General features: G+C 64.4%; 24 protein-coding genes and 2 riboswitches. Of the genes, 7 read left to right on the top strand and 17 right to left on the bottom strand.

From position 1 onward, the window contains the following. Positions 1–32 precede the first annotated feature (32 nt). The 3 genes from gcvT to AC13HB_RS03755 form a co-directional block, all read right to left on the bottom strand. Positions 33–1,145, bottom strand: coding sequence for a glycine cleavage system aminomethyltransferase GcvT (gene gcvT / locus AC13HB_RS03765; protein ID WP_482948498.1), 1,113 nt, complete (start codon positions 1,143–1,145; stop codon positions 33–35). A gap of 57 nt (positions 1,146–1,202) precedes the next feature. Continuing rightward, a riboswitch (glycine riboswitch) is annotated at positions 1,203–1,313 on the bottom strand. A 3-nt stretch (positions 1,314–1,316) separates the two neighbouring features. Further along, a riboswitch (glycine riboswitch) is annotated at positions 1,317–1,406 on the bottom strand. A 148-nt stretch (positions 1,407–1,554) separates the two neighbouring features. Next, positions 1,555–3,321, bottom strand: a complete 1,767-nt coding sequence (gene argS, locus AC13HB_RS03760; RefSeq protein ID WP_482948387.1) for an arginine--tRNA ligase — start codon at positions 3,319–3,321, stop codon at positions 1,555–1,557. Between the two features lie 4 nt (positions 3,322–3,325). After that, positions 3,326–3,904 carry a hypothetical protein gene (locus AC13HB_RS03755; RefSeq protein ID WP_482948386.1) on the bottom strand — a complete coding sequence of 193 codons (579 nt, stop codon included), beginning with the start codon at positions 3,902–3,904 and terminating at the stop codon, positions 3,326–3,328. A gap of 122 nt (positions 3,905–4,026) precedes the next feature. Between AC13HB_RS03755 and ispH the strand changes: the two genes are divergently transcribed. From ispH to rnhA, 3 genes are read left to right on the top strand one after another with little or no spacing between them, the layout of a single operon-like run. Beyond that, a complete protein-coding gene (gene ispH, locus AC13HB_RS03750) occupies positions 4,027–4,974 on the top strand; it encodes a 4-hydroxy-3-methylbut-2-enyl diphosphate reductase (protein WP_482948385.1) in 948 nt (315 codons plus the stop codon). Between the two features lie 27 nt (positions 4,975–5,001). Then, positions 5,002–5,421: a DUF1801 domain-containing protein gene (locus AC13HB_RS03745; protein WP_482948384.1), complete on the top strand. Its 420-nt coding sequence runs from the start codon at positions 5,002–5,004 to the stop codon at positions 5,419–5,421. Beyond that, positions 5,418–5,855: a ribonuclease HI gene (gene rnhA, locus AC13HB_RS03740; protein ID WP_482948383.1), complete on the top strand. Its 438-nt coding sequence runs from the start codon at positions 5,418–5,420 to the stop codon at positions 5,853–5,855. The genes AC13HB_RS03745 and rnhA overlap by 4 nt, the downstream gene beginning before the upstream one ends. Before the next feature lie 139 nt (positions 5,856–5,994). Here rnhA and AC13HB_RS03735 read toward each other — a convergent pair whose 3' ends face one another. The 4 genes from AC13HB_RS03735 to AC13HB_RS03720 form a co-directional block, all read right to left on the bottom strand. Continuing rightward, positions 5,995–6,336 carry an energy transducer TonB gene (locus AC13HB_RS03735; RefSeq protein ID WP_482948382.1) on the bottom strand — a complete coding sequence of 114 codons (342 nt, stop codon included), beginning with the start codon at positions 6,334–6,336 and terminating at the stop codon, positions 5,995–5,997. 128 nt (positions 6,337–6,464) lie between these two features. After that, positions 6,465–6,938: an NfeD family protein gene (locus AC13HB_RS03730; protein WP_482948381.1), complete on the bottom strand. Its 474-nt coding sequence runs from the start codon at positions 6,936–6,938 to the stop codon at positions 6,465–6,467. A gap of 26 nt (positions 6,939–6,964) precedes the next feature. Beyond that, the gene (locus tag AC13HB_RS03725; protein WP_482948380.1) at positions 6,965–7,903 is read right to left on the bottom strand and encodes an SPFH domain-containing protein; all 939 of its coding nucleotides are present in this window, start codon (positions 7,901–7,903) and stop codon (positions 6,965–6,967) included. Between the two features lie 48 nt (positions 7,904–7,951). Next, positions 7,952–8,449, bottom strand: coding sequence for a redoxin family protein (locus tag AC13HB_RS03720; RefSeq protein WP_482948379.1), 498 nt, complete (start codon positions 8,447–8,449; stop codon positions 7,952–7,954). Positions 8,450–8,547: 98 nt separating this feature from the next. Here AC13HB_RS03720 and AC13HB_RS03715 point away from each other — a divergent pair, with 98 nt between their 5' ends. After that, positions 8,548–9,135, top strand: a complete 588-nt coding sequence (locus tag AC13HB_RS03715) for a YqgE/AlgH family protein (RefSeq protein ID WP_482948378.1) — start codon at positions 8,548–8,550, stop codon at positions 9,133–9,135. Positions 9,136–9,217: 82 nt separating this feature from the next. Further along, a complete protein-coding gene (locus AC13HB_RS03710; RefSeq protein ID WP_482948377.1) occupies positions 9,218–9,649 on the top strand; it encodes a PaaI family thioesterase in 432 nt (143 codons plus the stop codon). Positions 9,650–9,653: 4 nt separating this feature from the next. Here AC13HB_RS03710 and AC13HB_RS03705 read toward each other — a convergent pair whose 3' ends face one another. The 10 genes from AC13HB_RS03705 to coxB all read right to left on the bottom strand — a co-directional run bounded on the left by AC13HB_RS03705 (position 9,654) and on the right by coxB (position 17,771). Beyond that, positions 9,654–10,793: an EAL domain-containing protein gene (locus AC13HB_RS03705; RefSeq protein ID WP_482948376.1), complete on the bottom strand. Its 1,140-nt coding sequence runs from the start codon at positions 10,791–10,793 to the stop codon at positions 9,654–9,656. Continuing rightward, positions 10,790–11,368 carry a GNAT family N-acetyltransferase gene (locus AC13HB_RS03700; RefSeq protein WP_482948497.1) on the bottom strand — a complete coding sequence of 193 codons (579 nt, stop codon included), beginning with the start codon at positions 11,366–11,368 and terminating at the stop codon, positions 10,790–10,792. Before AC13HB_RS03700 ends, AC13HB_RS03705 begins: the two co-directional genes overlap by 4 nt. 73 nt (positions 11,369–11,441) lie before the next feature. After that, entirely contained in the window at positions 11,442–12,128 is a 687-nt protein-coding gene (locus tag AC13HB_RS03695) for an SURF1 family protein (RefSeq protein WP_482948375.1), read from the bottom strand. Between the two features lie 39 nt (positions 12,129–12,167). Then, positions 12,168–12,461: a DUF983 domain-containing protein gene (locus AC13HB_RS03690; RefSeq protein ID WP_482948374.1), complete on the bottom strand. Its 294-nt coding sequence runs from the start codon at positions 12,459–12,461 to the stop codon at positions 12,168–12,170. A gap of 78 nt (positions 12,462–12,539) precedes the next feature. After that, complete coding sequence (locus AC13HB_RS03685; RefSeq protein ID WP_482948373.1) at positions 12,540–13,391, bottom strand: cytochrome c oxidase subunit 3; 852 nt, start codon at positions 13,389–13,391, stop codon at positions 12,540–12,542. Between the two features lie 70 nt (positions 13,392–13,461). Next, the gene (locus AC13HB_RS03680) at positions 13,462–14,028 is read right to left on the bottom strand and encodes a cytochrome c oxidase assembly protein (protein ID WP_482948372.1); all 567 of its coding nucleotides are present in this window, start codon (positions 14,026–14,028) and stop codon (positions 13,462–13,464) included. Beyond that, the gene (locus tag AC13HB_RS03675; RefSeq protein WP_482948371.1) at positions 14,025–14,282 is read right to left on the bottom strand and encodes a hypothetical protein; all 258 of its coding nucleotides are present in this window, start codon (positions 14,280–14,282) and stop codon (positions 14,025–14,027) included. Before AC13HB_RS03675 ends, AC13HB_RS03680 begins: the two co-directional genes overlap by 4 nt. Then, positions 14,282–15,265, bottom strand: coding sequence for a heme o synthase (locus AC13HB_RS03670; protein WP_482948496.1), 984 nt, complete (start codon positions 15,263–15,265; stop codon positions 14,282–14,284). The genes AC13HB_RS03675 and AC13HB_RS03670 overlap by 1 nt, the downstream gene beginning before the upstream one ends. Before the next feature lie 17 nt (positions 15,266–15,282). Continuing rightward, positions 15,283–16,917, bottom strand: coding sequence for a cytochrome c oxidase subunit I (gene ctaD / locus AC13HB_RS03665; protein WP_482948370.1), 1,635 nt, complete (start codon positions 16,915–16,917; stop codon positions 15,283–15,285). 14 nt (positions 16,918–16,931) lie between these two features. Further along, positions 16,932–17,771, bottom strand: coding sequence for a cytochrome c oxidase subunit II (gene coxB / locus AC13HB_RS03660; RefSeq protein WP_482948369.1), 840 nt, complete (start codon positions 17,769–17,771; stop codon positions 16,932–16,934). Between the two features lie 247 nt (positions 17,772–18,018). Here coxB and AC13HB_RS03655 point away from each other — a divergent pair, with 247 nt between their 5' ends. Both AC13HB_RS03655 and tldD read left to right on the top strand, forming a co-directional pair. Next, positions 18,019–18,576, top strand: a complete 558-nt coding sequence (locus AC13HB_RS03655; RefSeq protein ID WP_482948368.1) for a tetratricopeptide repeat protein — start codon at positions 18,019–18,021, stop codon at positions 18,574–18,576. 106 nt (positions 18,577–18,682) lie between these two features. Then, complete coding sequence (tldD, locus tag AC13HB_RS03650) at positions 18,683–20,098, top strand: metalloprotease TldD (RefSeq protein ID WP_482948367.1); 1,416 nt, start codon at positions 18,683–18,685, stop codon at positions 20,096–20,098. Positions 20,099–20,159: the final 61 nt, after the last annotated feature.

The following is a 20,159-nucleotide window of genomic DNA, read 5'->3' as shown; positions in this document are numbered from 1 at the left end:
CTGTCTCCTGCCCCTGTTGAGAGATTGGGCGATCAGCCCCGATAGAAATTGGCCGGCACGAACGGCATTTTCGCCACTGCCGCCGGGCGCGGCTTGCCGCGCACGATGAGGTCGACCTCGGTGCCCGGCTGCATGAAGTCGCGATCGACATAACCCATGGCGACCGGACCGCCGACGGTCGGGCCGAAACCGCCCGAGGTCACGATGCCGATGATGTTTCCGTCCTTGTCCGCGATCTCGGCGCCCTCGCGCGCCGGCGCGCCGGAAAGCGTCAGGCCGATGCGCTTCTGGCAGGACTTTTCCTCGATCTGCTGAGCGATCACGTCCGCGCCCGGGAAGTCGCCGCGCTCGCGGCGCGTCTTGGCCATGGCCCAGATCAGCGAGGCTTCGACCGGCGTGCGGTTCTCGTCCATGTCATGACCGTAGAGGCAAAGCCCGGCTTCCAGACGCAGGCTGTCGCGCGCGCCCAGGCCGATCGCCTCGACCTCGTCCTCGTTCAGCAGAAGGCGCGCGATACGCTCGGCATCGCCGGCCGGAATGGAAATCTCGAACCCGTCCTCGCCGGTATAGCCGGAACGGGAAATATAGACCTCGGCGCCGTCCAGCTCGAACGTGCCGCACTGCATGAAGACCATTTCGCAGGCCTTCGGGCAGAGCCGCTCCATCACGTCGCGTGCGGCCGGGCCCTGCAGCGCCAGCAGCGCGCGGTCCTCGATGCGGGTCAGATTGCCCTTGCCCGCCGTATTGGCGTCGATATGGGCGAAATCATTATCCTTGGTCGCCGCATTGACGACCAGGAAGAGGCCCAGATCGCTGTCGGCGCCGAAGGGGCGGGAAACCATCAGGTCGTCGCGGATACCGCCCTTTTCGTTCAGGAGGAGGGTGTATTTCTGCTCGCCTTCGCCCAGCGAGGCGAGATCGGCTGTGATCAGCGCCTCGAGCGCGGCTTCGTCGCCGGTATAGCGCGCCTGGCCCATATGGGAGACGTCGAACAGGCCGGCCTTGGCGCGGCAGTGATTGTGCTCGCCCATGATGCCGAGCGGATACTGCACGGGCATGGCATAGCCCGCGAAGGGCACCATCTTGCCGCCAAGCTCGACATGGAGATCGTGAAGCGGCGTCTTGAGAAGGGTTTCGGTCATCAGGTCGGTCCTTGCAAAGAGGCGGTCCTGCATGCCTCCTGGCCTGCAAGTTCTCGCCCCCGCTGTCCCGTAACCTGAGAGATTCCGCGTGAGCCCTGATGCCTCCGATCAGGCGGGCCGCGCTTGCTCCGTCGGTGGGGTGGCCGGCATGCCGTCACCCGCTTTCCAGCGTTTCACTCTCCCGCGGTCCCTTGGCCTGAGCGTTTCCGGGGCGGTTGCGCCTTCGGCGCCGGCATATTCGCCGGTCTCTCCCGCGGGGAGCTTGGTCTCGCGACGCACGCCCTGGAGCGATCATCCCGATTGCGCGCCAATCTATGATTCCCGAGGGCTGAGTCAATCGCGCGGGGCGGTTAATCCGGCTGGTTTCATGCGCGATCTCGCGCAATCAAGGACCTGGCCCGAAAGAAAACCGCTACATACGCTCCGGCGCTTCCAGGCCGAGCAGGTCGAGGCAAAGCTCCAGCTGCGTCAGCGTGGCCTGCGCCAGGCCGAGGCGCGAGGCTTTCAACGCCTCATCCTCGCCGGACAGGATCGGGCAGGCGGCGTAGAATTTCGAGAAGGCCTGGGCCAGCGTGAAGGCATGGTCGCAGATCGCATTCGGCGCCCGGTTCTCGCAGGCCTGCTCGAGCGCGGCGCCGAAGGCATCCAGCGCCAGGACGAGATCGATCTCTTCCTGCGCCTCGGCCTTGATCGGACCCGGCGCGACACCCGCCTCCCCGGCCCGGCGCATGAGCGATTTCACGCGCACTGCGGCATAGAGGAGATAGGGACCGGTCTTGCCCTCGAAGCTCGTGAAACGGTCGAGGTCGAAGACGTAATTCGTGGTGCGGTAATTCTGCAGATCGGCGAACTTGATCGCAGCCAGGCCCACCATCCGGGCGACGCGGTCATGCTCGTCCTTGCCGACATTCTCGGCGAGCCCTGCCTCGTGCAGGCGCTGGTCGGCGCGCTCGATAGCGCTGGCGATCAGATCTGCAAGGCGGAAGGTGCCGCCGTCGCGGGTGCGAAGGCGCTTCCCGTCCGGCCCGTTCACCGTGCCGAACTTCACATGCTCGAGGCTTCCCTCGGGCGCCAGGCCGGCCTTGTCGGCGGCGCGGAAGACCTGTTCGAAATGGTCCGACTGCGCCAGGTCGACGACATAGAGCGTCAGGTCCGGCCCGACCGACTGTTTGCGATCGAGAATGGTCGCCAGGTCCGTCGTGCCGTAGAGCGAGGCCCCGCCCGACGTCACCAGGATGAGCGGCGCCAGCTCCTTCTTGTCGCCCTCGCGGGCCACGCGGACGACCCAGGCGCCCTCGCTCTCCTCGGCCACACCGCGCGACCTGAAGTCCTCGACCAGGCCCGGGATGAGGTCGTTGACGTCGCTCTCGCCCTTCCACAGGTCGAAATGCACGCCGAGCGCTCCGAAATCCTTCTTCAGCGCGGCCACGGAGACGTCGATGAAATGGCGCAGCAGGACGCGATAGCCCTTGCGGCCGGCCTGCAGCTCGGCCGTCGCCTTGCGCGAGCGTTCGAGCCGTTCGGCGTCTTCCTTGGCCTTCTTCGAGGCCAGCGGATAAAGCCGCGCCAGATCCTCGATATCGACCGGCGGCTCGGACGGATACTCGCCGGCGAAGTCCGCGTCGAAATAAGGCAGGTCCGGCTGTTCCTCTGCCAGCTCGGTGATGAGATGGCCCATCTGCAGGCCCCAGTCGCCGAGATGGATGTCCGAGGTGACATCGTCGCCGCGGAAGCGGAAAAGCCGCTGCAGGCTGTCGCCCAGCACGGAAGAGCGCAGATGGCCGACATGCATCGGCTTGGCCACGTTCGGGCCGCCGAAATCGATCAGGATTTTTTTCGGGCTGACCGCCCTGGGCGCACCGGCGCGGGCATCCGAGGCGATCTCGGCGGCGCGGGCATTGATGGCGGCCGGGGCCGGACGCAGATTGATGAAGCCGGGACCGGCGATCTCGGCTTTCTCGATCAACGCATCGCCGGAAATCGCATCGAGCACCGCCTGGGCGATCTCACGCGGATTCTTCTTCGCCTGCTTGGCCGCCGGCATGGCGCCATTGCACTGATAGGGGAAGATTTCCGGGTTCTGCTTGGAGGGGCTTACACGGCCCAGTTCCCGCGGAAGCTCAAGGGAAGCAAACGCGTCGCCCAGCACGGCGCTGAGCTGTTCGGCAATTGAGGGCATATGTCTAGTCCTGGCCGGCCCCGACGCGGAAGCGCTGGCCCGAGCGGTTGAATTCGATCTGTTCAGGCGTGAGCTCGAAACCGACGATGATCTCGAAATTGACGCCCGACGTGTCCTCGGCGGCACGCGGAATGGAGATCGCGTCGATCGTTTCGGTCATGTAGACCCGGTCTTCGTCAGCATCGAAACGGATACTGATCGGGAAAACTTCTTTCCCGATGACGCCGACATCGCGGCGCGTCACGGCGACGAAATACTCGTAGGTTCGGGACTGGCCCATGGACGCAGGGCCGCGTCCGAAGCCGAAATCGATTTCCAGATTGGCCAGGATCGGGCGCTCGCCGTAATAGCTGCACAGCGAGCGGACGCCGAGAATTTCGCCGGTGAAGCCGATATTCTCGTAGACGACCTCGTCACCATTGATCTCGACCATGCGGTGGGCATCGTAGAGTGATAGCGCCGACGGGCACGGGCCGATATTCTGCTCCGGATCGTCCAGCACATTCCCGAGACTCGAGCATCCGCTCAGCACACCGGCCGCGGCAGCGAGGGCGGCAATCTTACGAACGGAAAACAACGACATGATGCACTACCTGTCCAGGGAACCGATCCGGCGACTGGATAGCCGCCGAGCAAATTGTTAGGACGGTCATACGATGGAGCTGCCGCTTCCGCAACGCCATCGCTGAAGGAGTTTTCCGAACCATGAGCGATGCAAGACCGCCCCTCACCGTCCTGCTGGCCGCACCGCGTGGCTTCTGTGCCGGTGTGGACCGGGCGATCCAGATCGTCGAACGGGCGCTCGAGCGCTTCGGCGCGCCGGTCTATGTGCGCCACGAAATCGTTCACAATCGTCATGTCGTCGAACGGCTTGAGGCGATGGGCGCGATTTTCGTCGAGGAACTCGACCAGTGCCCGGACGACCGGCCCGTCGTCTTCTCCGCCCATGGCGTGCCCAAGCGCGTGCCGGACGAAGCGCAAAGCCGCAACATGATCTATGTCGATGCCACCTGCCCGCTGGTCTCCAAAGTCCATGTCGAGGCGGAGCGTCATCACAATAACGGCGAGGAAGTCGTACTGATCGGCCATGCCGGCCACCCCGAAGTCGTCGGCACGATGGGCCAGCTGCCCGAAGGCGCGATCACGCTGATCGAGACCGTCGAGGATGCGCAGGCCTTCCAGCCGCGCGACCCGGCGAAGCTGGCCTTTGCCACCCAGACCACACTCTCGGTCGACGACACCTCGCAGATCGTCGAGGTGCTGCAGGCGCGCTTCCCGCAGATGAAGGCGCCGCACAAGGAAGACATCTGCTACGCCACCACCAACCGGCAGGCGGCGGTCAAGGCGCTGGCGCCGAAGAGCGATATCGTTTTCGTCATCGGCGCCCCCAATTCGTCCAACTCGGTTCGGCTGGTCGAAGTGGCCAGGCGCGCCGGGGCACGCGGGGCGATGCTGGTCTCCAGCGCCGCGGATGTGGACTGGGAGGCGGTCGGCGATGTTGAGACGGTCGGCATCACGGCGGGCGCTTCGGCCCCCGAGGATCTGGTCCAGGGCCTGATCGACGCCTTCCGCGAACGCTTCGAGGTCCGCGTCGAGGATGTCCGCGTGACGGACGAGAACATCACGTTCAAACTGCCTCGCGCCGTGGCCTGACGGCGATTTCGACCGGGGAGTGCGCAGATGAGCGAGAACAAGACGCAGCCGACCGATGTCCGCGCCGAGGACGTCATCGCCGCCGTCGAGCATGAGGGACGCCGCAAGGACGCGGAAACCCTGCTCGCCATGATGCGCCGGATCACCGGCGAGGAGCCCGTCATGTGGGGCCCCGCCATCATCGGCTTCGGCCGCTATCACTACAAATACGAGAGCGGCCGGGAGGGCGATTTCATGCGCACGGGATTTTCCGCGCGCAAGACCAGTCTCGTCGTCTATATCATGCCCGGCTACACCGATTTCAGCGCGATCCTCGCACGGCTGGGAAAACACAAGCTGGGCAAGTCCTGCCTTTACATCAACAAGCTGGCCGATGTGGATCTCGACGTGCTCGAGGAATTGATCCGCGCCGGCCTCGCCGACATGGCGGAAAAATATCCCGAATGACGCATATCACCATTCACACTGACGGCGCCTGTTCCGGCAATCCGGGTCCGGGCGGCTGGGGCGCCATTCTCGAATGGAACGGTCACCGCAAGGAGCTCAAGGGGGGCGAGCCGGAGACCACCAATAACCGGATGGAGCTGATGGCGGCCATCCAGGCGCTGGAAGCGCTCAAGCGGTCGGAACAGGATGTGGTGCTGATCACGGACAGCGTCTATCTGCGCGACGGGATCACCAAATGGATTCACAACTGGAAACGCCGGGGCTGGAAAACGGCCGACAAGAAACCGGTGAAGAATGTCGACCTCTGGCAGCGCCTCGAAGAACAGGCTTCGCTGCACCGGGTGCAATGGCGCTGGGTGAAGGGCCATGCCGGCGATCCGGGCAATGAACGCGCCGACGAGCTCGCCCGCGAAGGCCTGGCCGAAGCGCGCTGAGCCGCGAAACTCCGCCAGAAAGGAAAAGGGCCGCACTATCCAGCGCGGCCCTTGCCCGGTGTGCGATCAGTCCGCACGATTTCAATTTTCGGCATTTTCGAACCGCAAAACCGGTTCCCACTTTTGCTGAAAATGCGTCCTAGTTCAGGCGGAATTCCAGCTCGCGCGTGTGACCGTCGGTCTGGGCCGCGGCCGGAGCGAAGCGCCAGCTCTCGATGGCGGCCAGGGCAGCACGGTCGAAGACGCCGGACGGGTTGGCGGAGACGACTTCCGCATTGGTGACGGAACCGTCGGCCGCGATCGAGTAGGACACGGTGACAGTGCCTTCGATGCCGCGGCGCTCGGCGCCACGCGGATATTCCGGGGCGACAAGCTCGACAGCTTCGCGCGCCGTCGGCTCGGCGGATGCCGGAGCGGTCAGAACGGCCGGTGCCGCGAGGGTGGAGAGGATGACGGCGGCGGAGAAGATTTGCTTTTTCATGGCGCTCACTCAGAAAGTTGAAATGCGAATGCGAGCGAGCGTTTAGGCCCGGCTTATTGCCAGCCCCTTCCGGAACTTCCTAAAAATTTAGCGAAACCCGTCATTTCGTATGACTCTGCACATATGTGCTACTTCGCACCCGAAGCAATCGTCAGCACGACCCCCTTCACCCCCGTCACGATCCAGATATCTCCGGCCTTCGGCTCGACTTCGTCGAGCGTCTCGGCAGACCATTCGGAATCGCCGTAACGTACGCGGCCCCGCCCGGCGGAGAAGTCCGCCACGACGGTCACGCGCTGGCCGACCATGCGACCCGAGCGGTCATTGAGCCCCGCCTCGCCGCCGCCCAGATTCATGGCCGGCTTGACCCAGCGATCCCCGACCCAGAGCAGCACGAGCGAGAGAACGGCGAACACGGCCAGCTGGACCGGCCAGCCGACGCCCAGCGCTTCCAGGGCCAGAAGCCCGGTCAGGAAGGCTGCGGCGGCCGGCCAGAGCAGATAGGTCGTGCCCGTCAGAAGTTCGGCGATCAGGATCAGCCCGCACAGGGCCCACCAGGCCCAGATATTCATGCGGTCGATCAGGGCAAGCAGTGCATCCATGGTCTCTACCTCCGTGCCTGCCGCGCTCAGCTCTTGCGCGTGGCTTCGCTGACGGCGTCATGGGCAGCCTTGCCCAGTTCGCCAACGCCCGTGATCGTCCCGATAATGTTCGAGAACTCGGCGGGAATGATGACCGTGCGCTGCTGCTCGCTGGTGGCCAGCTTGCCGAAGGCCTCGACGTATTTCTGGCCGAGGAAGTAGTTGATGGCGCTGACATCGCCCTTGGCGATGGCGTCGGAGACCATCTGCGTGGCGCGCGCCTCGGCTTCGGCCTCGCGTTCGCGGGCCTCGGCGTCGAGGAAGGCGCTTTCCTTGCGGCCCTCGGCCTCGCGGATGGCCGCTTCCTTCTCGCCCTCGGCGCGCAGGATGGCCGACTGCTTGGACCCTTCCGCCTCGAGGATCTCGGCGCGCTTGAGGCGTTCCGCCTTCATCTGGCGAGCCATCGCCTCGGTGATGTCGTGCGGCGGCGACAGGTCGCGGATCTCGATCCGGGTGACCTTCACGCCCCAGGGATTGGTCGCCGCATCGATGTCGGAAAGCAGGCGGGCATTGATCTCGTCGCGCTTGGACAGGGTCTCGTCGAGATCCATGGCGCCGATCACCGTCCGCACATTGGTCAGGGCGAGATTGATGATGGCGAATTCCAGATTGTCGACCTCATAGGCCGCGCGCGGCGCGTCGAGCACCTGGATGAAGACGACGGCATCGACGGACACCGTCGCATTGTCCTTGGTGATCACGTCCTGGTTGGGCACGTCGAGCACGCGCTCGCGCATATTCATCTTGTAGCCCACCGTGTCCACGAAGGGCGTGATGAAGTGAAGCCCGGGCTTGAGAGTCCGCGTGAAGCGTCCGAACCGCTCGACGGTGAATTCTTTCCCCTGCGGGACCGTCTTGATCACCGAGACGATGATGACCAGTGCCAGCAGAAGCAGCACACCGATGACGATGATTCCAAAATCCATGCGGACTCTCCTTTATTCTTGTTTCTTGGGTCCGCCCAGGCCCCCTGCCTAGACGGAAACCGCGTCCAGCTGACCGAGAATGTGGTCTGCGGACGACACCTCGAAGGCACCCGGCTGCTCGATATTGAGCTCGGCCACGACGCCATCCTTCACGAGCATGGAGAAGCGCTGCGAGCGCGTACCCATGCCGAAACCGGAACCGTCCATTTCCAGGCCGATGGCCTTGGCGAAATCGCCATTGCCGTCCGCCAGCATCACGACGTCGTCACCGGCATTCTGGGACTTGCCCCAGGCATCCATCACGAACACGTCGTTGACCGACATGCAGGCGATCGTATCGACGCCCTTGCCCTTGATTTGCGTTGCCTTCTCGACGAAGCCCGGCAGGTGCTTGGCCGAACAGGTCGGCGTGAAGGCACCGGGTACGGCGAACAGGGCCACCGTCTTGCCGGCGAATACATCATCCGTGCTCAGCTTCGTGGGACCGTCAGCGGTCATCGTCATGAAGCTGGCTTCGGGAAGGCGATCTCCGACCGAAAGGGTCATGGCTGGTTCTCCTGATGGTTACGATAAACCGTGCAATGCACGGCAAGATAGCGGGAACACGTCTGGACGCATCCCCCTTTTGGGAGGAACATGTGTACATGTCCCGCAAGACCCCGACAGATGTGAACGAGACGACCCTCTCCGGCAAGCTCCTGATTGCGACGCCGAGCATCGGCGACCCGCGTTTCGACCGTACGGTGATCCTGCTCTGCGATCATTCTCCGGAGCATGCCATGGGCATTGTCCTCAACCAGCCGGTCGAAGGACTGAGCCTGCGCGAGCTGTTCGAGCAGCTCGACATCACCCGTCCCGAGCTTGCCCCGGACAAGTCCGTGCTGATCGGCGGGCCTGTCGATCGCGATCGCGGCTTCGTCCTGCACACAGTCGATTTCCACGCGCCGGACTCCACCCTCTCCGTCAATTCGCAGATCGCCCTGACCGCGACCAAGGACGCACTCGAGGCGATCGCCTCGCACTCGCCGCCGCGGCGCAGTCTTCTGGCACTCGGTTATGCCGGATGGGGTGCCGGGCAGCTGGAGGACGAACTGGCCGCGAATGCCTGGCTGGTCACCGATCCGGACGAAGCGCTCATCTTCGGCGAGCACGGCGAGGCGATGTGGGAGATGGCCCTGCAGCGCATGGGCGTCACGCCGGAACACCTCTCCGCCATGGCCGGTCACGCATGACCGCTATTCTGGTCCCGGGCCTGTACGCCTCCCCCGCGAACGCCTAATCACGTCTCCACGAACACACAGAAGGGAGCGGGGCATGGGACCCACAGTCGTGGAAGAAGGCGAATTCGCCGGCTGGATGATGTGGCCGCAGGACCCGTTCGAGCACGCGGCCGGTCCCTTCTATTTCCGCAAGGACGAACAGGGCCCGGTTTGCGCCTTCCGCGCCGAAGAGCGTCATATGAACGGGCTGGGCAGCCTGCATGGCGGCTGTTTCATGAGTTTTGCCGATTTCGCCCTGTTCGGCATCGCCACGGACGAGCTGCACGGCAGCGAGGAAGGCGGCGCCGCCGTCACCGTGGCCTTCAATGCCGAATTCCTCGCCGGCGCGAAGCCGGGCGACTGGATCGAGGCCCGCGGCGAGGTGCTCAAGGCGGGCCGCTCCATCCTGTTCGTGCGCGGCATCATCACCGCGAACGGTACGCCTTGCCTGAATTTTTCCGGAACGCTGAAGCGCGTCAGGCGCTAGACGATCAGGCGCTGATCGCCGCGCCGAAACGGCCGGCGACGCCTTCGCGCACGGCGCGCTCGGCCGCATCCGGCGAGAGGGCTCCGGCATAGCGGAAGCCCTGGGCGTAGTGACAGCCCATATCCGCGAGCTTCGCGGCGGCTTCGGCGCTCTCCACCCCTTCGGCGACGACCTTCATGCCGAAATGACTGGCCAGCTGAATAACCGACTGCACCACCGTGCCCGCGCTCTCGTCTCCGCTCATGGCGCGAATGAAATAGCGGTCGATCTTGACCACGTCGAAGGGCAGACGGTCGAGCCGCGCCAGCGAGGAATAGCCGGTTCCGAAATCGTCGAGGGCCAGGGCGATACCGCCCTCGGCCAGCCGGGCCATGGCCGTGGCGGCCACATCCGGATCGCGCATGATTTCGGTCTCGGCGATCTCCAGCTTGAAAGCGCCTTCGGGCAGTTTGGCCTGGGCCACGCGTTCGATCAGATGGGCAGAGAAATCCGGATCGACCAGCTCGCTGACCGTCGCGTTGGCGGACACGAAGAGACGCTCCGCCTCGGGAATGGCCTTGCGCCAGGAGGACAGGTCGGCGGCCGCGGTATTGCGGACCCGCGTGCTGATCCGGTCGAGCAGGTCGAGATCGTCGGCCATGTCGAGAAAATCGTCGGGCGCAAGGACGCCGAAGCCGGGCCGCTCCCAGCGCGCCAGTGCCTCGAACCCGGCCAGTGCGCCCGTGTCCAGCGCGATGATCGGCTGGTACCAGGCCAGAACTTCGCCGGCATCGACGCCGCGCGCCAATGCGTGCTCCTCGGAGATCCGGTCCACCGGATGGGCGTTGGGCCCTGCCGGCGTCATCAGCCCCTCGATGCGATCGGAACCCTGGCGCGCGCCCATCATGCGGACATAACTCAGCCCGCCATGATCGCCGATGAGACGAATGCGAAGATCGATGCGGTCGCCCTCGAGCGCCTTGCCGATGCGGGCCTGGTCGGCCGGTCCGAGACGGTCGAGAAATTCCGGCCAGTCGAAATCCTGTCCCGCCAGACCGAAACGGGCGCCGTCGCCGGTCAGCCGCATGCGGCCGGCCGAACCGTCATAGGCGAACGCAACCGCCCCGGCGGCGCGGACGCCGGCTTCGAAATCGGTTTCCGTCATGGCCTCGGATCGGTGCAGAGGATGGCCAGCTTGTCGTGGTCGCGCCACTCGCCGGCGATATTGAGATAGGCCCGTGCCAGCCCCTCATACTGGAATCCCACCTGTTCGAGCAGGGTGCGCGAGGCGGTGTTGGCGGGCTGGCAGGCCGCCTCGACCCGGTGCAGGCGCAGCTCGTCGAAGGCGAAGGCCAGGACCCGGCGCACGGCGGCACGGGTATGGCCCTTTCGGACGTAGGGCGAGCCGATCCAGTAGCCGATATCGGCGCTTTGCAGCACGCCGCGGCGGACATTGTTGAGATTGCAGGCGCCGAGCAGGACATTGTCCCGGCTGCGCACCACGAAGAAGGGATAGCCGACGCCGGCGCGGCGGTCGGCTTCATAACGTTCGATGCGGCGGCGGAAGGCGCCCTTGGACAGCTCGTCCGCCGTCCAGGCGGGTTCCCATGGCTCGGTATGCGCGCGGCTGGCGCTGCGCAGTTTCGCCCAGGCTTCGTAATCGTCCAGCTCGGGATGCCGAAGACGGATGCCTTCGCCGATCAGGGGTTCGTCCCAAGGCGTTTCGCGCCAAACTGCCACCACGCTATCGCTCCTGTCCGGGCGGCTCTTTCTGGCCGCCTTCTCTACTCTTTCCCGTCCTCTCTTCGGAGGCTCAGGGCTCTTCGGGCGTCCGGCCCAACCGCCCGCGGGAGGCGTGAAGGGCGAAGTATACCGCAATCAGGGCGAGAGCGAGACCATACCAGGTCAGCGCATAGCCCAGATGCTTGGCCGGCGGCGTCTGGGTAAGGCTCGCCGGCATGCCGGTATCCGAGCGCAGCCACACGCTCGCCACCTGCTCCGGCGTGGCGCCGAGCGCCTCGGCCATCGCGGCAGGATCGAAAACATACCACTGATTGGTATCCGGATCGTTGCGAGAACCGAATCCGCGTGCAGCGGGCAGCGGATCGAGGCGCCAGGCCTGCGGCGTGGTGCGCGCACCGCTGGTGAAGCTTTCGTATGCGGTCTCGACAAAGATCAGCCGGTCCGCCGCGCCGGGCTCGCAGGCCGGCACGCGCATCAGGCCGATCACCGCCCATCCCGCACCGTCGCGCAGATCGTAATAGCGCAGGGTCGGACCACTCAGGGGCACCGGTCCGCTGACACGCGGCCCGAAGGCGGCGGCCTCGTCTCTCCCGCAGAGAGCGGCCTGGATGCTGGCCACCTCGCCCCGCGCCTCCCAGGCATCGAGCAGATCGGCCTTCCAGGACATGCGCTGCATCTGCCAGCTGCCCAGCCAGATCAGCAGGACGAGGCTCGGTATCGCGAAGAGCGTCAGCAGGGGAAGCGGTCTGAACCGCATGCGCGGCCTCCGGAGTGCAGCGTGGCGTGCCGGCGCGGCCTACTCGTCGAGCCGGGCTTCCTCGGCGTCATGTGCGAATTGCAGTGCGAACAGCATGCCCTTGATAGGGCGCAGCAGCAGGATCGAGACGACGGGGATGAAAGGAACCTGGAAAATCAGGTGCACCCACCAGGGCGGGTGGAACGCGACCTCAAGGAGGAGGTAGAGCGCAACGGCGAGAAAACCGACGATGAACATGACGAAGACGGACGCCCCGTCTCCGACATCCGCCTTTTCGAAGCTCGCACCGCAGACATCGCAACGCGGCGCGATCTTCAGGACACCGTCGAACATGGCACCCTCCCCGCATTTCGGGCACCGCCCCTGGAGGCCGGCTGAAATGGGGGAGGGTTTGTCCATGCCTGTGCCTGCCTAGCCGAAGACGACGTAGACGAAGGCGAAAAGGAAGAGCCACACCACGTCGACGAAGTGCCAGTACCAGGCCGCGGCCTCGAGACCGAAATGCTTCTCCGGCGTGAAGTGACCCGCCAGCAGGCGCATCAGGCACACGGCCAGGAAGATCGTACCGATCACGACGTGCGCGCCGTGGAAGCCGGTCGCCATGAAGAAGGTGGAACCGTAGAGATTGCCGCCATCCGCCATGGAGAAGGCGAAATGGGCTTCGCTGTACTCGTAGACCTGCAGCGCGGTGAAGCAGACGCCGAGGATCACGGTCACCAGCAGGCCGAGCTTGGCGCTGCCGCGATTGCCGTGCTGCAGCGCGTGGTGCGCCCAGGTCACCGTTGTGCCGGAGAGCAGCAGGATGAGCGTGTTCATCAGCGGGATGTGCCACGGGTCGAAGGTCTCGACGCCGGCCGGCGGCCACTGGGCCAGCCCCGGATCGAGGCGTACTTCGTGGAAGATCGCGTATTCGAAGAAGGCCCAGAACCAGGCCACGAAGAACATCACTTCCGACGCGATGAACATGATCATGCCGTAGCGCAGGTGGATATCGACCACCGGCGTGTGGTCGCCCTGGCGCGATTCCTTGATCACATCGCCCCACCAGCCGATCATCGTGTAGATGATCACGGCGAAGCCGAGGAGCAATCCGCCCCAGTTTCCGTCCGCATACATGAAGGCCAGCGGATGGTCGGCCCCGACGAGGCCTTTCATATTGCCGACCGCACCCACGGCCAGCAGGAAGGCGCCCAGCGATCCCACAAACGGCCACGGGCTCGGATCAACCAGGTGATAGTCGTGCTTTACGGCATGCCCAGCCATCGCGAATCTCCTGCGATATCAAATCAGACCTTTGCGCCGGTCTTACTCGGCACGAAGGAAAGGTTCAATGTTAAGGCGCGGCGTCGCTGCTCGACGTCGCATCCCCCTCGGTTTCAAAAAACGTATAGGACAGCGTCATGGTGGTGACGTCGTCCATCCGGCGCTCCTCGTCGATCAGCGGATCGACGAAGAAAAGGACCGGCATGTCGATGCTCTCGCCCGGCTGCAGCGTCTGCTCGGTGAAGCAGAAGCATTCCAGCTTCGAGAAATAGGACGCGGCCTTGAAGGGCGCGACATTATAGGTCGCGACCCCCGTGACCGGCCGGTCGGACGTGTTGGTGGCGCGGTAATAGGCCAGCGCGCTCTCGCCGACGCGAACCGTCATGGAGCGCTGCAGCGGCTCGAAATCCCAGGGCAGGTCGCGATTGGTGTTGGCGTCGAACTGGACCGTGATCTCGCGATCGAGAATGGCCCCCGCCTCGCCCATGGCGACCGTGGTGGTGCCGCCATAACCGGTCACCTGGCAAAACAGGTTGTAGAGCGGCACGGACGCATAGGCCGCGCCGACCATGGCCACGGCACCGATCGCCGCAAAGGCGGCCACGCGGGCATTCTTGTCTTTCGGCAAACGGATCATGCGCCTGCTCCCGCCGCGATGTTCTGGCTCAGCCGGACGACCGTGACCAGGAAGACGATGACGATGAAGGCCACCAGGCTCCAGGCGATGGTGACATTGCGGCGGCCGCGGGCCTTTTCCTGCTCGGGCGTCAGCTTCACCGTCTCGGTCGAGGTGGTGTAGTCGGGCTGTCTGGAATCGATCACGCGCTCGACGAAGCTGCCGCCCTGGGCGGTATCTTCGGTCGTGGTCTTCTTGTCTTCGGTATCGCTCATCACGCACTCACTCCGGGAATCCCGATATAGGCGCCAAAGGCGTGCTCGACGATCAATGCGGCAAAAAGTACCGCCAGATAACCGATCGAATAGGCGAACAGGTCTCGCGCTGCCTTGTCGCCGGCGCGGACGGCATAGAGCGCGCCCTCTTCGGCGGACCCGGCTTCGCCGGCGCGTGAATTGAAGACGCGCCAGGCCAGCAGCAGGAAGAGCGCACCGCCGCCCAGCGAGGTCGCGGCATAAATGACGCCGCCCAGCGAGGTCAGCACGGGCGCGCCGGCGAAGACCACGAGGACGAGCGAATAGAGCAGGATCTGCAGGCGGGTGGACTTGGCGCCTTTGGCCACGGGCATCATCGGCACGCCGGCTGCGGCGTAGTCGCCGGACTTGTAGAGCGCCAGCGCCCAGGAATGGGGCGGCGTCCACAGGAAGATGATCATGAAGAGGATGACCGCGTCGAGCGAGACCTCTCCGGTCACGGCGACCCAGCCGATCATCGGCGGGAAGGCGCCGGCGGCGCCGCCGATGACGATATTCTGCGGCGTGCTGCGCTTGAGGATCATCGTGTAGATGACCGCATAGAAGAAGATGGAAAAGGCCAGCAGGCCGGCGGCGAGATAATTGCTCGCCAGCGCCATCATCAGAACCGAGAGAATGGCCGCGACCACGCCGAAGCCATAGGCATTGGCGACCGAGACCGCACCGCGCGGAACCGGGCGCTTGCGCGTCCGCTTCATGGTGGCGTCGATATCGGCGTCATAGGCCATGTTGAGCGCCCCGGCGGCTCCGGCCCCCACGGCCACGCAGAGGATCGAGATCGCTGCGAGGAAGGGATCGGCATCCACCGGCGCCGCGATCAGACCGGCGAAGGCCGTGAAGACGACAAGCGTCATCACGCGCGGCTTCATCAGGTCGAAAAAGTCGCGGGGCGAGGCCGTCGAAACGGCCTCGCCCTCTGCGCGATGAACGCTCGGGTTTGTCATGGCGTCCAAGAGCTTTCCTATTTGATCTTCGGCAGCTCGGAGAACTGGTGGAAGGGCGGCGGAGAGGACAGGGTCCACTCGAGCGTCGTTGCCCCTTCACCCCACGGGTTCGCATCCGCCTTGCGGCGCCGGACCATGGCGTCGATCAGCACCAGGAAGAAGAGCGCCATACCCACCAGCATGATGAAGTAGCCGTAGGTGGAGACCTCGTTCCAGAAGGCGTGACCGTCCGCATAGTCGACATAGCGGCGCGGCATGCCCTGCAGACCCAGGAAATGCTGCGGGAAGAAGATCACGTTCGCGCCGATGAAGAAGAAGGCGAACTGCAGACGGGCCAGGATGGAGTTGTACTTCACCCCGAAGATCTTCTCAAACCAGTAGTAGAAGCCCGCGAAGATCGCGAAGACCGCGCCCAGCGACAGCACGTAGTGGAAGTGCGCCACCACGTAATAGGTGTCGTGCAGGGACTGGTCGACGCCGGCATTGGCCAGCACCACGCCCGTCACACCGCCGACGGTGAACAGGAAGATGAAGCCGATGGCCCACATCATCGGGGTGCGGAACTCGATAGAGCCGCCCCACATCGTGGCGATCCAGGAGAAGATCTTGATGCCCGTCGGAACGGCGATGACCATCGTCGCAGCCACGAAATAGGCCTTCAGATCGACCGGCATGCCGACGGTGTACATGTGGTGCGCCCACACGATGAAGCCGATGAAGCCGATCGCCACCATGGCGTAGGCCATCCCGAGATAGCCGAAGACCGGCTTTTTCGAGAAGGTCGACACGATGTGCGAGATGATGCCGAAGCCCGGCAGGATGAGGATGTAGACTTCCGGGTGACCGAAGAACCAGAACAGGTGCTGGTACATCACCGGATCGCCGCCACCGGCCGGATCGAAGAAGGCCGTGCCGAAATTGCGGTCCGTCAGCAGCATGGTCAGCGCACCGGCGAGAACCGGCAGCGAGAGCAGCAGCAGGAAGACGGTGACGAGCACGGACCACACGAAGAGCGGCATTTTGTGGATCGTCATGCCCGGCGCGCGCATGTTGAAGATGGTGGTGATGAAGTTGATGGCACCCAGGATCGAGCTGACACCCGCGATGTGCAGGGACAGGATCAGGAGGTCCATGGCCGGCCCGTTATGCCCCGACGTCGAGAGCGGCGGATAGAGCACCCAGCCGCCGCCGAAGCCGATATCGCCGCCGGCGCCCGGCACGAACATGGACATGCCGGCGAGGATGAAGGCGAAGGGCAGAAGCCAGAACGAGATGTTGTTCATGCGCGGGAACGCCATGTCCGGCGCACCGATCATCAGCGGTACGAACCAGTTGCCGAAACCGCCGATCATGGCGGGCATGACCATGAAGAAGATCATGATCAGGCCGTGCATGGTCGTAGCCACGTTGTAATTGTGCTCATTGCCGAACCAGGCGCCCCAGCCGGTGTCTTCACCGGTGAAGAACTGGATACCCGGCTCCATGAGCTCGAGGCGCATCATGCCGGACAGGGCACCGCCGATGATCCCCGCGAAGATCGCGAAGACCAGGTACATCGTGCCGATGTCCTTGTGGTTGGTGGACAGCACCCAGCGGCGCCAGTCCCACATGCTCGGGGTGTGATCGTCGTGCGTAGCGGCGTCAGCAGACATGGTTCAGCCCATCCCTAGTCGAGTTGCGCCAGGCGCGTTTCCCGCGCGGCGGAATATTCAGCGATGATGGCGTTGGCCTCGTCCGAACCCGGACCGGCTTCCACCCAGCGATCGAAGACGTCCTGCGAAACCGCGTGGACTTCGATCGGCATGAAGGCGTGGCGAATTCCGCACAGCTCGGAGCACTGGCCGTAATACGTGCCCTCTTCCTGGACGCGGAACCAGGTCTCGTTGATGCGGCCCGGAATGGCGTCCATCTTGGTGCCGAAAGCCGGCATGGCCCAGTTGTGGATCACGTCCGCGGCCGTCACCTGGAGGCGCACCGTCGCATTCACCGGCACGACGACCGGATAGTCGACGGACAGATTGCGCAACTGGCCTTCCTCAAGCTGATCCTCGGGCACCATGGAGGAGATGTACTCGCCCACTTCATGGTCCGGATACTCGTAGCCCCAATACCACTGATAGCCCGTCGCCTTGATGGTGAAGTCGGCTTCCGGAATCTCGTCTTGGAAATACAGGAGCGGGAAGGAGAAGACCGAGATGACGATCAGGATCAGCACCGGCACGGCGGTCCAGACCACCTCGAGCACGGTGTTGTGGCTGTTCTTGCTGGCTTCCGGATTGGCTTTCCGGTTGTAGCGCAGCATCACCCAGATCAGCAGACCCATCACGAGGAGTGTGATCGGAATAATGATCCAGAGCAGCAGGTTATGAAATTCGTTCACGCGCTCCATGATCGGCGTCACCGCCGGCTGGAAACCCAGGTGGCCGTCGGTCGGCTGGCCCGGTGTCGCGTAAGCGCCGGCAATGGCGGTCGTCCAGATGAACGCAAGTGCGGTCAGGAATCGCATGGCTTCCCCATACAAGTCAGGCATTAATGCGGGAATCCCCGCCGATGGCGGCGGAATATAGAGAGGGTGTGGTGCGCTGTCAGGCCATCAACGGCATTTTTTGTAGTCCGTTTCACACAAATGATCAGAACCTCCACGAACTCGCTGTAAAATAAGGCGGTTTTTCCCGCCACGGAAAGTTGATGAATGAACTCGCTTGTTCAGTGTTAGGATAGAGTTGTCTAACGAGAGCAGAAGGAGCCCTGCGATGCGTCCAATCGTCTCACTCCTGGTTCTTGCATCGGCAGCAGCGAGTTCGCCGGCCGGCGCCCAGATGCTGGTCCTCGGCGAGACCCCTGCCGCGTCCTGCTACCAGCACGCCCTGAGCGGCCGGGCCGACCGTCAGGCACTTTCCGATTGCGACATGGCCCTGGAAACATACGGGGAACTGCGCCGCAATATCGTCGCCACCCATGTCAATCGCGGCATCGTGCTGATGCGGATGGATCGGAACGAGGAAGCCCTGGCATCATTTGACGACGCGGAAGACGGCGGCCTCCGGGACATATCGGCCCTGGCCCTGAACCGATCCAGTGCTCTGATCCGGCTTGACCGCTCGCTCGACGCGATCGCGCAGACCGATCTCGTCATCGAAGCGGGCGACGGCCATCTGGCGGCGGCCTGGTTCAATCGCGGCGTCGCTTTTGAGGCACTCGGCGATCTGGAAGCCGCCTACGATGCCTATTCCCGCGCGCTTGACGCACGCCCCGGCTGGCATATGGCCGAGCGTGAACTGGCGCGCTTCACCGTGCGCTCGGGCAGCTGACCGGCTGCATCATTGTCGCCCGGCAGCAGTCCGGCAGCGTCCCGCATGTTTCCTCCGACGGTCGGCTCGACTATGTCATAGAAACCGAGCCGTTCCGGAGAGCCGCATGTCCAACGATCCCATCGAGCAATTCGAATTCACTGCGGACGAGGTCCGTCCGGTTCTCGCCGATGCCGTATCGGGAGCGGATGATGGCGAGCTTTTCCTCGAAACAGGACTGTCGGAATCCCTCGTATTCGACGACGGACGGCTGAAGGCGGCAAATTTCGATTCCAGCCGCGGCTTCGGCCTTCGTTGCGTGGCTGGCGAAGCCTTCGGCTATGCGCACTCCTCCGACCCGACGCTCGATGCGGTCAAGCGCGCCGCCGAGACGGTCTCAGCTGCCAAGCGGGGCCATGCCGGCGTCCTGGCACCGCCCCCGGCCGGCACCAATCGCAAACTCTACGACGCCATCGACCCGGTCGCGCATCCCGGCTTCGAGACCAAGTCAGCCCTGCTGCAGGAGATCGATGCGTACTGCAGGACCCGCGATTCAGCCGTGGTCCAGGTCAGCGCCTCCATCGCGGGCTCCAAGCAATCTGTCTCGATCCTGCGGGCCGATGGCGACATCAAGACCGATGTCCGGCCGCTGGTCCGCCTCAATGTCTCCGTGACCGTCGAGCGCGACGGACGCCGCGAAACCGGCTCCGCCGGCGCCGGCGGCCGGGCGGAGTTCGACCGCTGGATTTCGCCGGATGCCTGGAAGCCGCTCGCCGACGAAGCCCTGCGCATTGCGCGGGTCAATCTGGACGCCGTCGATGCGCCGGCCGGCGTTTTCGACGTCGTGCTCGGCCCGGGCTGGCCGGCGGTATTGCTGCACGAAGCGGTCGGCCACGGTCTTGAGGGCGATTTCAACCGCAAGGGCTCGTCCGCCTTTGCCGGCCGCATGGGCCAGCAAGTCGCCGCGAAAGGCGTCACCGTCGTCGATGACGGCACCATGCCGGAACGGCGCGGCTCGCTGACCATCGACGACGAAGGCACGCCGACCGAGCGCACCGTGCTGATCGAGGATGGTATCCTCACCGGTTATATGCAGGACCGCATGAATGCGCGCCTGATGGGCCAGAAGGCGACCGGCAATGGCCGGCGGCAATCCTACGCTCACCCGCCCCTGCCACGCATGACGAATACCTACATGCTGGCCGGCGAGCACAAGCGGGCGGAAATGGTCGAAAGCCTGAAGGACGGCATCTATGCCGTGAATTTCGGCGGCGGCCAGGTCGACATCACCTCCGGCAAGTTCGTCTTCCAGTGCACCGAGGCTTACCGGGTCAGGAACGGGAAGATCGAAGCGCCGGTGAAAGGGGCCACGCTGATCGGCGACGGTCCGACGGCACTGACCCAGATCACCATGATCGGCGATGATTTCGAGATGGACCCGGGAGTCGGCGTCTGCGGCAAGGCCGGACAAGGCGTTCCGGTCGGTGTCGGCCAGCCCAGCCTGAAAATTTCGGGCCTGACGGTGGGCGGCGCTGGCGGCTGATCGCAGCCCCACCTTACCGGCCTGCAATGCAACTCACTCGCACGTGATTCACATTACTGTT

The sequence above is a fragment of the Maricaulis sp. B-26 genome, assembly GCF_056857855.1.
The sequence above is the reverse complement of the archived record's forward strand: the minus strand, read 5'-3'. Positions and strand labels throughout refer to the sequence as shown.